At 47.5% G+C, this 14,301-nt stretch carries 11 protein-coding genes and 1 riboswitch; of the genes, 1 reads left to right on the top strand and 10 read right to left on the bottom strand.

What is annotated here, in order from left to right:
• Position 1: 1 nt before the first annotated feature.
• From P404_RS0111560 to P404_RS0111540, 5 genes are all read right to left on the bottom strand, one after another.
• Positions 2-1,201, bottom strand: a complete 1,200-nt coding sequence (locus tag P404_RS0111560; protein WP_026830861.1) for an aspartate kinase — start codon at positions 1,199-1,201, stop codon at positions 2-4.
• A gap of 113 nt (positions 1,202-1,314) precedes the next feature.
• A riboswitch (Lysine riboswitch) is annotated at positions 1,315-1,492 on the bottom strand.
• A 66-nt stretch (positions 1,493-1,558) separates the two neighbouring features.
• The gene (gene argH, locus P404_RS0111555) at positions 1,559-2,932 is read right to left on the bottom strand and encodes an argininosuccinate lyase (protein ID WP_026830860.1); all 1,374 of its coding nucleotides are present in this window, start codon (positions 2,930-2,932) and stop codon (positions 1,559-1,561) included.
• Complete coding sequence (locus tag P404_RS0111550) at positions 2,929-4,134, bottom strand: argininosuccinate synthase (protein WP_014969493.1); 1,206 nt, start codon at positions 4,132-4,134, stop codon at positions 2,929-2,931. Before P404_RS0111550 ends, argH begins: the two co-directional genes overlap by 4 nt.
• A gap of 118 nt (positions 4,135-4,252) precedes the next feature.
• Positions 4,253-4,681 (bottom strand): GNAT family N-acetyltransferase, encoded by a 429-nt coding sequence (locus P404_RS0111545; protein ID WP_014969492.1) that lies wholly within the window; start codon positions 4,679-4,681, stop codon positions 4,253-4,255.
• Complete coding sequence (locus P404_RS0111540; RefSeq protein WP_026830859.1) at positions 4,678-5,829, bottom strand: alanyl-tRNA editing protein; 1,152 nt, start codon at positions 5,827-5,829, stop codon at positions 4,678-4,680. Before P404_RS0111540 ends, P404_RS0111545 begins: the two co-directional genes overlap by 4 nt.
• Positions 5,830-5,957: 128 nt before the next feature.
• On the opposite strand from P404_RS0111540, the gene phnF reads away from it, so the two are divergent.
• Positions 5,958-6,692, top strand: coding sequence for a phosphonate metabolism transcriptional regulator PhnF (gene phnF, locus P404_RS0111535; RefSeq protein ID WP_014969490.1), 735 nt, complete (start codon positions 5,958-5,960; stop codon positions 6,690-6,692).
• A gap of 294 nt (positions 6,693-6,986) precedes the next feature.
• Here the strand turns inward: phnF and P404_RS0111530 are convergent, their stop codons facing one another.
• From P404_RS0111530 to P404_RS0111510, 5 genes are all read right to left on the bottom strand, one after another.
• Entirely contained in the window at positions 6,987-8,084 is a 1,098-nt protein-coding gene (locus tag P404_RS0111530) for an LCP family protein (protein WP_034774486.1), read from the bottom strand.
• Between the two features lie 226 nt (positions 8,085-8,310).
• Positions 8,311-9,069, bottom strand: a complete 759-nt coding sequence (gene nagB, locus P404_RS0111525; RefSeq protein WP_014969487.1) for a glucosamine-6-phosphate deaminase — start codon at positions 9,067-9,069, stop codon at positions 8,311-8,313.
• 6 nt (positions 9,070-9,075) lie between these two features.
• Positions 9,076-10,221, bottom strand: a complete 1,146-nt coding sequence (gene nagA / locus P404_RS0111520) for an N-acetylglucosamine-6-phosphate deacetylase (RefSeq protein WP_026830857.1) — start codon at positions 10,219-10,221, stop codon at positions 9,076-9,078.
• A 148-nt stretch (positions 10,222-10,369) separates the two neighbouring features.
• Entirely contained in the window at positions 10,370-12,928 is a 2,559-nt protein-coding gene (gene mprF, locus P404_RS0111515; RefSeq protein WP_014969485.1) for a bifunctional lysylphosphatidylglycerol flippase/synthetase MprF, read from the bottom strand.
• The gene (locus P404_RS0111510) at positions 12,925-14,280 is read right to left on the bottom strand and encodes an MATE family efflux transporter (protein WP_026830856.1); all 1,356 of its coding nucleotides are present in this window, start codon (positions 14,278-14,280) and stop codon (positions 12,925-12,927) included. Before P404_RS0111510 ends, mprF begins: the two co-directional genes overlap by 4 nt.
• Positions 14,281-14,301 lie beyond the last annotated feature (21 nt).

Raw genomic sequence — 14,301 nt, 5'->3', positions numbered from 1 at the left:
CTTACAATTCAAATGCGTTTGCAATCGCTGCGACCGTTCGTTCGATATCGGCTTGAGCAATCGTATACGAAATACTGATTTCTGATGTCGTAACTTGATAAAACGTGATATTTTCTGCCCGGAATGTCGCAAATAATTTTGAGGCGACCCCGGTTGCGTCACGCATCCCGATTCCGACAACGGATAATTTAGCGTGTTGGTTATGCCGATCAACCTTTACCGTTGGAAAACGTTCCATGATGTCCTGCAACGCTTCTTCCAAAAACTCTTCTTCGTCTAACGGACAAGAGAAGGAGAGGAAGATGTCACTGTCAAACGTCGTCTGACTGATCATATCGATGTTGACGTGACGACCCGATAACAATTCAAAGATATCCGCGACCGCTGAGTTCGTCTGCGGTACATGTTTAATCGATACTGTCATGACGTTTTTCGTCACACTGACACTCGTGACCGCTTTTTGTTCCATCGTTTCCGTTACCTCCATGATCCAAGTCCCTCTTTCCGATTCAAGTGTTTTCCCAACAAAGATATGCACACCATATTTTTTACCAAGCTCGACACTACGCATCTCCATGACTTTTGATCCGAGCGCACTCATTTCCATCATCTCATCATATGAAATATGTGGAATCGGTTGGGCCGCGGCATGAATCCGTGGATCTGCCGTATATACTCCATCGACGTCCGTATAGATTTCACAGCGTTTATCGAGAACGGCTGCCAGTGCGACGGCAGTCGTATCGGATCCGCCACGTCCGAGTGTCGTGACATCCCCCAGTTCATTGACTCCTTGGAAACCAGCAACGATGATGACATCGTAGGTCTCCAGTTTTTTCCGAAGCAATCCACCATCAATCTGTTTGATTTTACTTTTCGTATGGAGCCCCATCGTACTGATGCCGGCTTGAGCACCTGTCTGCGACAGTGCTTTTGTCCCGAGTGAGTTCAAGGCAATACTAAGGAGCGAGATTGTCTGTTCCTCACCAATCGCAAGCAGACGATCGAGTTCACGGCGTTCCGGCCGATCCGTGATTGCCTGGGCCTGCGCAATCAAGGAGTCTGTCATTTTCCCCATTGCTGATACGACGACGACTAATTTTTCACCTTGATCCGTCCGATTCTTCAAATAATTCGCAATAGACTGAATCTGTTCGACAGTCGCAACCGAACTACCACCAAATTTAAGTACAGTTGTCACAATCCTATCTCCTTTTGTCCCGAAACAGAAAAAAACGACGGGCCGGTAGGAGCGTTCCTACGGCCCGTCGTTATCACGATCGGACAAACGATGACAGTGTCATACGTTCTTTTACGTAAGATAGCGCTCCGAAACGTGGGTTTCGGCAGTACAACGGATCTTAACCGTTGTACCAGCAATCAGGAAAAAGCATTTTCCTGTTCACTTCGGCGGATTTCCCCTTTCACATCACTTGGCATGCTTGCCTTTGTCAGTGTTGCTACTGATGTCATCCGCGCCTCTATCTGTCGGTTGTTAGTTACAGTTATAGCAAACATTTTTTGTTAAATCCAGTGATTTGCCAAACTTTTTTGATTTTTATCCTTCTTCCAGCTTCTGCTTCGCCGATGTCAATTGTTCTCGGACAGCATCAAAACCAGTCCCACCATAGCTTCCCCGTCGTGCGACGGCTTGAACCGGATCAAGTAACGGATAGACGTCTTCCCCGATTACCGGATGGAACGTCTGATACGTCACAAGCGTCAAATCTTTTAAGAAACAATTTGATTGGACGCAATGCAGGACGGCTTTCCCGACGATTTCGTGTGCTTCACGGAAGGGTATGCCTTTTGTGACCAAATAATCTGCCAGTTCCGTTGCATTCGAGAAGTCTTGCATCGTCGCCTTCTTGAGCGCTTCTGTCTTAAACGTAGCGGATTCAAGCATCCCGGTAAAAATCTGAACCGATTGTAACACCGTATCAGCCGTATCAAAGACGCCTTCCTTATCTTCTTGCATATCTTTATTGTAAGCGAGTGGTAATGCTTTCATCGTCGTCAAGAACCCCATCAAGTTTCCATATACCCGTCCTGTCTTCCCACGAATCAATTCCGCGAAGTCCGGATTCTTTTTCTGTGGCATCATGCTTGAACCGGTCGAGAACGCATCAGATAACTCGATGAAAGAAAACTCTTGCGACGCCCAGATGATGATTTCTTCACAGAACCGCGACAGGTGCATCATGACTGTCGAGGCGATTCCGAGATATTCGATGACAAAATCACGATCCGAGACGGCGTCTAAACTATTCGGATAGACGTGCTCAAAACCAAGCAACTCGGCTGATTTGAACCGATCGATCGGGAACGTCGTCCCGGCAAGTGCACCGGCACCGAGTGGCGACATCCGAATCCGCTTCAAGTTATCCGTTAATCGATCGGCATCCCGTTCAAACATCCAAAAATAGGCAAGTAAATGATGGGCCAGCGAAATCGGTTGGGCCCGTTGGAGATGCGTATAACCGGGCATGATTGTTTCGATGTGCTGATCTGCCTGTCCCGTGATGACAGATTGTAAGTTACGGATACTCGTCAACAGTTCGAGCACATGTTGCTCCATCCAAAGATGGAGATCGGTCGCGACTTGGTCGTTTCGACTGCGTGCTGTATGCAACTTCCCGGCGACGGGACCAATCTGCTCCGTCAACAACCGTTCGAGATTCATATGGATGTCTTCATCTGCAAGCGAATAGACATGCTGATCAATCGTCTGTCGTAATCGTTGCAGACCGGCTTCGATTTGTTTCCATTCCGTCTCCTCGAGAATTCCTTGTTCGTATAACATCTGTGCATGGGCCAAGCTGCCTTGTAAATCGACAGCCGCCAATTTTTGATCAAATGAAATCGATGCGCCGAATGCCTCCGCCTGAGCGGAAGCACTTTCCGTAAACCGTCCGCCCCATAGTTTCGTCATTTTTTCACGCCTTCCTGACGATGGACACTTGCATGTGTCGCAATCGCTAGACCATGCAATTTAATGAATCCTTTTGCCGCTTCGTGATCAAATGCATCTTCTTTTGTGTAAGTCGCGAGTTTCTCGTCATACAGCGAAACAGTTGACTGACGTCCTGTAACGGTCGCGTTCCCTTTGTACAGTTTGACGCGGACTTCGCCCGTCACATCTTGTTGTGTCGCTGTCAAGAAGGCTTTCAGTCCTTTTGTTAACGGTGCGTGGAACAATCCGTTATAAATCGTCTCTGCATATTGTTTGCTTAAAATCGGTTTGAAGTGAGCAACATCCTTAGTCAGCGTGATTGTCTCTAAAGCAGCATGTGCTTTAAGTAAAACCGTTGCACCCGGGCACTCATACACTTCACGTGACTTGATCCCGACAAGACGGTTCTCGACATGGTCAATCCGTCCGACGCCATGTGCCCCGGCGATGATGTTGAGTTCTGTGATCAGTTTTGCGAGTGGATAGGCTGTTCCATTGATTGAAGTCGGTACACCCGCTTCAAAACCGATGACGATTTCTTCTGCTTGATCCGGTGCTTCTTCCGGTGCCACCGTCAACGCATACGCATCTTGCGGAGGTTCTGTCCACGGGTTTTCAAGGACGCCACACTCGTTACTCCGTCCCCAAAGATTCATATCAATTGAATACGGGCTGTCGAGGTTAATCGGGATCGGGACATCATTTTCCTTAGCATAGGCAATCTCTTCTTCCCGTGACCATTTCCACTCCCGGACTGGCGCGATGACTTCGAGTGACGGATCGAGGGCCGCGACCGAGACTTCAAACCGGACTTGGTCATTTCCTTTTCCGGTACAGCCGTGAGCGACTGCCGTTGCGCCGTGCGCATGGGCCACTTCGACCAGTTTTTCAGCGATCAACGGACGGGATAGTGCCGAAATCAAAGGATAAGCTCCTTCATAATGTGCTCCATATTGAAGGGCTGGCAAAACAAACTCGTTCGCAAACTCCTCTTTGACATCAAGAACGATCGATTCGACGGCTCCGACGAGCAATGCTTTTTCTTTGATGACCGTCAAATCTTTTCCTTCACCGACATCCATGCATAACGCGACGACATCATAGTCCTTGCTCAACCATTTGATGGCGACCGAAGTATCAAGTCCACCTGAATACGCTAAAATCAATTTTTGTTTCGTCATTCCCAATTCCTCCTTGAAGTCGACTGTATCTATCTGTATAAAAATTCACTATGAATTATATATATACATAGATATCAAAAAAAAGAAACCCTTTTTCAGGATTTCTCATCAAATTCCATCAAATTTTCTTCTCCATCGTCCGATGCGGAATCCCGGCATCATCAAATTCATCCGAGACGATGGCATAACCAAGTCCTTGATAAAAGGGAATCGCCTGGACTTGCGCACCAAGCGTCAAAATCGTCCGTCCTTCACGGCGTGCAATCCGTTCCATCGCCCGCATCAGTTCACCGCCATACCCTTTTCCGCGTGTCGCAGCAAGCGTGGCGACACGTTCCACCTTCATCCGTTGCTCGTCATACGGGCGGGTTCTGCCCGTCGCCACCGGACGATTCATCTCATCGAGAACGAGGAGATGGATTGCCGTTTCGTCATGTGTATCATATTCAAGATTGCGCGGGACGCCTTGTTCCTCGACGAAAACACGTTCCCGGATCATGCGTACAGCTTGCTTATGCTCTGTTGTTTTTACTTGTATGACGGTCATGTATGTAATTCCTCCTCTAATGCTTCTACAAAGGCCAGTGCATCTTCATGCGTTACGAACAAAACTTGCGCGTTCGTTTCGCTTCCGCCACCGCGGCCATTAAACTGTTTGACGTGTGTTTTCGTAAACTGTCCGAGATGCACACGTCCCGTGCTGTACATCAAGAGTTTCTTAGCGACCTCGTTCCAGACAAGTACAGTACGCCCTGCTTCTACCAATGCTTTACCGATTTTTTCTGAAAAACGGATATCTTCCTGCTCATGGTGAAGCACTAGAATCTGCTCCGGTCCGTTCAAGAGCTGTTTCAGAACGGTTTGGACATGCGCGTCCTCTGCTTGACCGACTTGTCGATTCAACCGGATTTGATCTTGTTTCAGTTCGTCGACGACGTCACGGACCTGATCTTTTTTAGCCGATAAGAAACGTGCAGTTTCCGACAAGACACGTCGTTCTGTCGTGAGTAATCGAAACGCCCGGTCCTTTGCGACATACGTCAATCGGATATTCCCCCGAATCTTTTCTTGACCCGTAAATAAAATCAACTCCAGTTCTGATGTTGATTCAAGGTGTGTTCCGCCACATGCACTATAATCGAGTTCACCGATTTGGACAACTCGAATTTGACCAGTCACTTGAGGCATTTTTCGTAATGGTAATGCCAAAGCCTCCGCCTCTTCGTATTCTGTAGCCGTGATGACATGTCCGGCCACGATGACCTGACGTAACCGTTCCTCAAGCCGGTTCTGTAATTTCTCGTCCCACTGGTCCGTCGCAAGATCGAGTGTCGATTCTTCTGATCCTGTTCGAAAACTGACGGTTTTAATCTGAAACTCATCTTGTAAAATCGCCGAAATGACATGTTGGGCTGTATGTTGCGCCGCATGATCCGTCCGGACTGCATCATCGACTTCACCGTGAACAGTTTTTCCAAGAAGCGGACTGTTCAGCAGATGCCAAACGATGCCTTCTATTAGTTGGACATCCAGCACCTCGATTCCATTCAGCGTCCCGCGATCAGCTGGCTGTCCTCCACTTTCCGGGTAAAAATAGCTTTTTTCCAACGCGACCCAATACCCCTGTTGTTCTTTCATATCCGCTACAACGGTTTCGAATGTCCGAACCGTCGGATAAATTTGTTCAAGACGCATCCTACGCCCACCTTTCTTCATCTGATTTCGCTTCTATTATGCCACAAATTGCCTACAATCGTTTGTCGGCACCTTCATTTCCTAGTACACTAGACGAAAGACTATCGACCGCGAAGGGACGAAATGCCGTGATTCAGCACATCAATAAAAATTCACCACTTCCAATCTACTATCAAATCGAAGCTGCCTTGAAACAACAAATCGAAAGTGGTCTGTTGCAGCCAGGGGATTTGATCCCCTCTGAACGAGAGTTTGCTGAGGCACATCAAATCAGCCGAATGACGGTTCGCCAAGCGATTTCAAACCTTGTCAACGCGGGTTATCTGATCCGTCAAAAAGGTCGTGGCACATTCGTTGCCAATAAAAAAATCGTCATGCAATTGTCTGGATTGACTAGTTTTTCAGAGGAGATGGAACACCTCGGACTCGAACCAGCGAGTGAACTCTTGTCCTATCAGGTGATTGCTGCTGAAATGACGATTGCAAATAAACTGGGCATCCGTGAAGGTGCCAAGATTTATGAATTAAAACGCTTACGCATCGCCAATGAACAACCGCTCGCGCTTGAGACCGTCTATATTCCGGAACAGTTGTTACCGGGTCTGAATCAGGAAGTTGCGATTGCTTCCTTATACGCATTCGCTGAAGCGAGTGGGCTGAACCTCGGTCGTGCCAGTCAGACGTTCGAGTCGCGTCTCGCTACAAAAGAAGAAGCCCACCATCTCGGTTTGTCGATCAGTTCGCCCGTCTTATCGGTCGAGCAATTGACCTTCCTTGCGACGGATCAACCGTTTGAATACGTCATTTCGGCTTATCGTGGCGATCGGTACACCTTTACGGTCGAGATGGAGCGACGACGTTGATTATTCCCTAAAAAAGGGTCTGACTCATCAGTCAGGTCAAGATCAATCCTTGAGACGGACGTTTCCGACATCCTCGCTTTCCATGGGCGTCGAGGATGAACGTTTCCGTCCTCTATCAATCAAATGGCCGATGATTCCATCTTTCACGGAATTATCGGCCGTTTCTATGCAAATTCTTATTGTTCACGAAGGAAAAGGGAGGTAGATTTCCGAATCAAACATCGGAAATCCACCTCCCTTCATTCCTTTTAATCGAGAGACGTCCTCATTTTTGAGTCAGCCCCTTTTTTTGATTTATTGAACAGGTTCTTCGACTGTCGTTGAATCGGTTTGTCCGGGTGTTTCCGTTTCATCTTTGATCGGTGAGACTTCTTGTCCTTGCATCGCTTTTGTTAAGTTTGCTTTGACACGGTCAAGCTGGTCTGGGTCGAGATGATATTCCCATTTCCCGCTGATCCCGATATACCCTTCTCCCGCTAACTGGTATTCGGTCGTATTACGTAATGCCGTCGTGAAGTCCACTAGACGTAAATAGTCATTGGGACCTAGATTCGTCTCGACGTTGTCTCCGACTGCATCTAAAATATCACGGTACGCACCAAGCGAACGGAAGCTCGCTGCCTCTTTCGCAACTGCCTGAATGACTTGCATCTGTTTTTGTCCCCGACCGATATCACCGAGTGGATCATCGTGACGATTTCGGACATAGGCGAGTGCCTGTTCTCCGGTCAGATGTTGCATCCCTTTTTCAACGGTAATCGTGCCTGCCTTACGTGCTGAATCCTGTTCTTTAAACGCGTAACGGACATCCACATCTACACCGTTTAAGGCATCGATCAATTGAACAAATCCTTGGAAATTGACTTTGACGACATGGTTGATCTCAATTCCAAGCAAATTTTCAGTCGTCTCACGTGCTAACTTGATTCCGTTGTATGAGCTGGATGGATCCATCGAACCAAAGTAGTGGGCATGGGTGATTTTATCCTGCTCGACACCCGTCTTCCCGTATGGCACGTCATATTTCGAATAGTCGATGTTAACGAGCGAGTCACGAGGAATACTCGTCAACACCAATTGTTCCGTTTTTTTGTTCAAGACACCGACGATCATGACATCTGATCGAGCGGGCTCATTCCGTGATTTGCTGGCTTTTGTCTCATCCGTTCCTAAAATCAAAAACGATTCGGACGGAACATCGTCATATTTAGAACTCGCACTCGAACCTGGAATGTTGATTTGTGTTTTCGCTAATGTTTCCTGCGTTTTTATGAAAACCGCTCCCGCATAACCGGAACCGATGACAGTCAAAAGTAGTAACAAGGCCGCGATCACTTTGATGAACATCTTGCCAGCACTCGGTTGCCTCTTTCTTGCTGATCTCGTCTGCATCTGTAAGCCCTCATTTTCATGTAAATTTTCTGTAAAGTTCACTATTCTCCATTATCCGGACTTTTATTGAAATGTCAATTTACGATTCGATTAAGATCGTGTGATTTCATTACTTGACGAACGTCCATGCTTTTCGATTCGGATTTCAAAAGAAAAAAACTCGCCTTACCAAAAATGGACTTTTAAAAGTCCGTTTTCGTGAAAGACGAGTCCGTTGTTTCCCGATTCATTTCATAAAATTCGTATACGCTGCCCGACCAGTCCGTTTTGCTTCTTCCGATAACAGGCTTGCCGCTTCTTCATCCAATACGACCATGACATCTGCGTGCCGTTGTAAGATGGTCGCCGGACAGTCGACTGTTGCCGGTCCTTCCATCATGTCCCGGATCGCTTCCGCTTTCCGTTCACTCGACGCCACCAACAAAATCTTTTTCGCTTCCATGATCGTGCCGATTCCCATCGTGATTGCTTCGCTCGGAACATCTTCTAAGCGGTCAAAAAACCGTTGATTGGCAAGTCGTGTCGATTCCGTTAGTTCGGTGACATGCGTCTTAGCATCAAACGGAGTTCCCGGCTCGTTAAACGCGATATGTCCGTTTGAGCCGATACCAAGAAGTTGAATATCGATCCCGAGTGTCCTGACGAGATGTTCGTACCGGTCACTTTCTTCAACCGGATCCGCTGTATTACCGATCGGCAGATAGGATTCCTTGAAAGTAACCGTTTCAAACAGATGTTCCTTCATGAAGGTATGGTAACTGTGCGGATGATCCGGACTCAGTCCGACATATTCATCCAAGTTGACAGTCGTCACGTGCCGGCAATCTAGTTGATCCTTACGCCATTCTTCGTACACACCGAGCGGGGAGCTGCCCGTCGCGAGACCTATCGTCAAACCTTCCGGGTGTCTCAGAATTTCTTGTTTTAGTAATTGATACGAGACGTTTGCTAATTCTTCTGCTTTTTTTACAATCATCCATTTCATCAGCTGTTACCCCTTCCGTCCTTTAAATTGATGGATCGTTCCTCGGTGAATCGTCTGTTCGACTTCTAGATTCGCATTTAACACAACAAAATCCGCATCTTTCCCTCGTTCAAGTCGCCCCTTTTGTGTCAGACCAAATTCTTCCGCCTGGTTGACTGAAGTCATCTGTACCGCTTGTTCCAGTGAACAGCCGGTAAACGTGATGATGTTGCGGAGCGCCTGATCCATCGTCAAGACACTCCCTGCCAAATGACCGCTCGCTAGCCGTGCTGCGCTGTCCTTGACGTAGACCGTCTGTCCGCCTAACTCGTATTCTCCGTCCGACAACCCTTTTGCCCGCATGGCATCGGTGATGACTGTCAACCGTTCTGGTCCCTTCATCCGATAGGCGAATTCAACCATCTCTTTGGAACTATGAATCCCGTCCGGAATGATTTCTGCATAAACAGATCGTTCAAGCAGACAGTATCCGACCGTTCCGGGTTCCCGGTGATGCAGGGCACGCATCTGATTGTAGAGATGCGTGCCGTGTGTGACTTGTCCTAAATGATTTTGATCAAAGGTCGCGTCCGTATGTCCGGCAGATGGAACCGCCCCTGTCGCTCGGACTGCGGCTTCAAAAGCACGCGCTCCCGGACGTTCCGGCGCATAGGTGACGAGCTTGATTTGATTTCCGGATACCTCTTGCCATTTTAAAAACTGTTCGACATCCGGTTCAACAATATATTCAAGAGGTTGTGCCCCCGCATAATCCGGATTGATGAACGGACCTTCGAGATGGATTCCTTCTATCGTCGTTTGGCGAGAGGCTATGACGTCTCGCGCGACTTCCAACGCCCGGCTGATTTGATTCCAGTCCTGGGTGATCGTCGTCGCAAAAAAGGAAGTGACTCCTTCTGCAAGCATCGCTTCGCTTAACCGGATCAATGCTTCCGGATCCGCATCCATCGTATCGACATCATATCCACCATGAATGTGAATATCGATCATTCCTGGAATCAGTCGTTTCCCTCCCAGATCAATGACGGTTTCGTCGGCTGGCGTATAGTCGGTCATGTCACCAATCGCTTCGATCACACGATCAAATCGAATGAATCCGTTCGGAATGACTCCCTGTCCTGTATAGATTTCTGCATGAATGATGCTTGTCATATCTTCGCTCCCTTTCCCTGTATGATCCCGTTCGTCATTATTCCTTCACCTTTAGTATATCGTCATTCATTCTAGTTGTATAGACCTTTATACATTTTAATCGAACACAAAAAAGAAGATCCCTTATGATAAAGGAATCTTCTTTCACTTACGGTAATAAAATCCGGTCTTTTTTCTTCGAAATGAGACGCGTTACCTTGAAAATGGCCATCGTCAAGGATTGACGTTTTCGGTACGCCAAGTAGCGTCCTTCCCATTTCGGATCGTATTTTTCTTTATACCGTCTCAAGCCGGTGAAGCTGTACATATAGCGGATGTTGTTAAAGACATCGGCTGCGACCCGTTCTTGCCAGAAGGAGGTTTCATCCTCACCAACGGAAGACAAAGGTGCCATCCCCATGTTGAACGTATGGTATCCCTGCTCCTTTGCATATTCAAACAGACGCATGAGCATCGCGTCCATGATCCCGTTCGGACCATCTGGGCGAAAACGCATCAAATCAATCGACAAGACACCTTCTTGATATGCCGGCATGAAAGTCATGAATCCTAGAATCTCATTTTGGGCATCACGCATGATACCAATCGGAGCTTGGTTCAGATAGGACTCATCAAAATAACCAAGTGAAAAGCCTTTTTCTGATTTCCCGCCTAACCAGTCATCCGAGACGTCTCGTAACTCGTCAAGCAAGTCGCTGGTCAAGGGGGGCTCGACGATTTCAAACGTCATCCCTTCCCGTTCAAACCGGTTTTTAATGGAACGTAGACCGGCCCGTTTTTTTCCTGAAACCGTGAAGCTGGTAATGTCGACGATTGCCTCCTCACCTAACTTAAAGAAGTTGAATCCAAAATCATGATACAGGGACATGTTTTGTGCCTGTATCTGATAGATGTTCGGGATATACCCCAAGTCCTCGACGCGTCGTAGAAAACACGCAATCAGTTGGGAATGTTCTGCCGGATCCCCACTCGGGTCTCCGAGCATCATGATCCGGTTACCCGTTTGACTGAATTGAATGAACGAACGACCCGATTCGGAATAGAAAAAGCGTTTATCTCCCAAAAAGGCCAAATGACTTAAATAATTCCCGCCTTGTTCCGTTAACACGGCGGTCACTTTTTGTTGATCTAATTTTTCTCCTAAGACAGGTTGGTTAAACGCATTAAATAAACGAATGAAGACGAGGGTATAGACAAGAGCAAAAATCGTCGCGCTGGCAGCAAACATAAAAATTTCATGAGCCGGATAGACCTTTGTCCCATCGGCTGATCCGAGCGTATAAAAGGCGTAACCAAAGAAAATGAACCCTCCGATATACAAAAAGCCAGCGATACTCGCACGGATCAGACGGGTCGTCGTAATCAAAGTGCGTTCGCGATGAAAGGCATTTCGTGACATCGTGACCAAAATTAAAACAATCAGTACGACGGATAAGGAAATCAGGTTAAATCCACGAAGCGCCATCCCGATGAGGGCAAAGAACGACGCACCATAGATCATATATAATGAACGTTTTGTCCGACGATACAAGGAGGGTGCCAGTAAGACATACAACAAGCCCGCCATTAAAAAGAAACTGTTTGCGAGCAATAAAAGTTCATGCGGCAAACGTGCTTCCAGGTATTCATATTGGGTGGAGTTCGGCGGTAAAATCGCCAGTCCCCAAATCGTAATGCCGGCGAGTAAGGTGATCAAGGCTAATGTAAAGTGCCGGACCTTACTCAAGAAACGTAACTGGAGTCGCCAGAGGACACCTCCGACTTCCACTGAGGGTCCGACGATCGGTTTGTCTTCAATCATCTTGACGACGGGACCACTGAATTCACGTGCCGAGAAAATCACACCAATCACAAACGGAATCAAGTAATAGACCAACCGGTAAATCAGTAATCCCGTGAGGACGATCCCCTCTTCGACACCCGCACGTTGCATGCCGATCAAAAAGACTAAGTCAAACGATCCAAATCCACCTGGTACCATCGAAATCAGTCCAGCTGTCGCTGCGATGATGAAGACCCCGATGACTTTTGAAAAACTGACGTCTGTCCCAAGTGCCGCTAAAATCAAATACACGACGACTCCGGCACTAAACCATTCTGCGAGTGACACTAAGGAATAGAGGGCAATCGACGACGGACGAATACTGCTGCTCCCCCGGCGGAACGTAAACAACAAATAGACCGGGAAGAAAAAAGCAACGCCGATGATGACCGGCCACAACCATTTTTTTAAGTCCAATACTTCGAATGCCGGAAAAACATTTAGTAATGACAACGCCGATAGAATCGATAATCCACTGATCAGCGTTGGCGCCATCCAACCAATCGCCTTCAATAGACGAGTGCCCTCGACGAATGGACGATATAGTGCCGAGCGGACACCGATTCCGGCGAGTCCACCGAAACCGATGATGCCGTTAAACGAATTGGCAATCCAAGAGGCCCGGAAAATCAACCCGAGCGGTACTTTGGCTTGAAGCGACCGCAATAAAAAGAAGTCATAAAAGAACATCGTCGCGACTGCTGCAAGTCCAGCGATGATGAGCAAAATGAATTTCCAAGACGGGATTTGTTGAATCGCTCGAATCGATTCTTTTAACGACAGACTTTTTAACTCGTTTTGTCCTTGATAAAAAATGAATGCAATCAAGACGATCGGCAAAATGATTTTCGCAACCGTCATGAGGCGCTGTTTATTGAGCTTCATTTCACGACCTCCTTCGATTTTCTAACGAGATGCACCAAGCGGAGTAACAAAAGACCGGCTCCGACAGCAAGTCCGATGATCAATCCCCACCAATAGCCGTCTGGTCCAAGTGCCGTAAATCGCTCGAAATAAAAGCCAAGTGGCAAACCGATGACCCAGTAGGCAGTAATCGTCAGAATGAAGGTGACGTTCACATCTTTGAATCCTCGCAGTGCCCCCTGAGTCGGTGCTGCGATCGCATCGGATAATTGAAAGAAAATCGCCAAGATCATGAAATGTGCTGCCATCTCGATGACAGCGGGGTCATTACTGTAGAGTGCTGCAACCTGTTCGTTTTGGACGTACAACAATCCACCGGAGAACAAGGACACGGCAAGGCATAACAACAAACCGATCCAGACATACTGTACCGCGTCCTTGACCCGTTTGGCCCCCATCTCGAAGCCGACCGTGATCGTCAGTGCTGATGCTGCCGAGAGGGGAATCATGTAGACAAATGACGCAAAGTTGATTGCTGCCTGATAGGCTCCGATGACGACATCGCCGTAAGCGCCGAGCAACAACGTCACTGCCGAAAAGATACTGACTTCTGAAAAAATCGCCAGACCAATCGGCGCTCCAAGTAAGATCAATTCTTTGATCCGCTTGACATCCGGTTTATAAAAACGTCGGAGAATCCCAAGGCGTTGGAACAGTTCCCCTTTTAAGACAACACCGATGACCGCAAGACATAAAATCCAATAGGTGATCGCTGTCGCGACCCCTGCCCCGATTCCGCCCAATTCCGGAAAACCGAACTTTCCGAAGATAAACAGATAATTGAAAGCGACATTAATGGGTAAAGAGAATAATAATAACGTCATCGTAATGTTCGACTTCCCTAAGGAATCAATCAACGTACGAAGGACAAAGAAGACAAACATCGGTATGATACCAAACCCTAACATGATGAGATACACACGGGCGACATGACGTGCTTCGTCCGATAATTCCATCTGATGTAAAATCGGATTAACAAGCAAAAAACCAAGGATGATTGTCAGGAGGATGATGACGACAGACACATAAAGCGCCTGAACGACGATTCGTTTCACTTCTCGTTCCTTCCGTGCGCCCATCGCCTGGGAGACAAGTGGAGCGACGGCTAATAAGATACCGGTCAACCCGGTATAGACGGGTGCCCATAGACTCGCTCCGACTCCAACACCTGCTAAATCAGCTGATCCGTATCGACCAGCCATGACTGTATCAAAAAAACTAATTAAGTAAAACGCTACCTGTGTGACCAGAATCGGAAAGAAGATCTTCATGAACTGCTGAATCTTTCCAAGTAGCGTAGTTGTTTCTAACATTGTTCCACCACATTCCAGGGC

Origin of the sequence: Exiguobacterium antarcticum DSM 14480, assembly GCF_000685865.1 — a bacterium.
GTDB classification, from domain to species: domain Bacteria; phylum Bacillota; class Bacilli; order Exiguobacteriales; family Exiguobacteriaceae; genus Exiguobacterium_A; species Exiguobacterium_A antarcticum.
The sequence above is the reverse complement of the archived record's forward strand: the minus strand, read 5'-3'. Positions and strand labels throughout refer to the sequence as shown.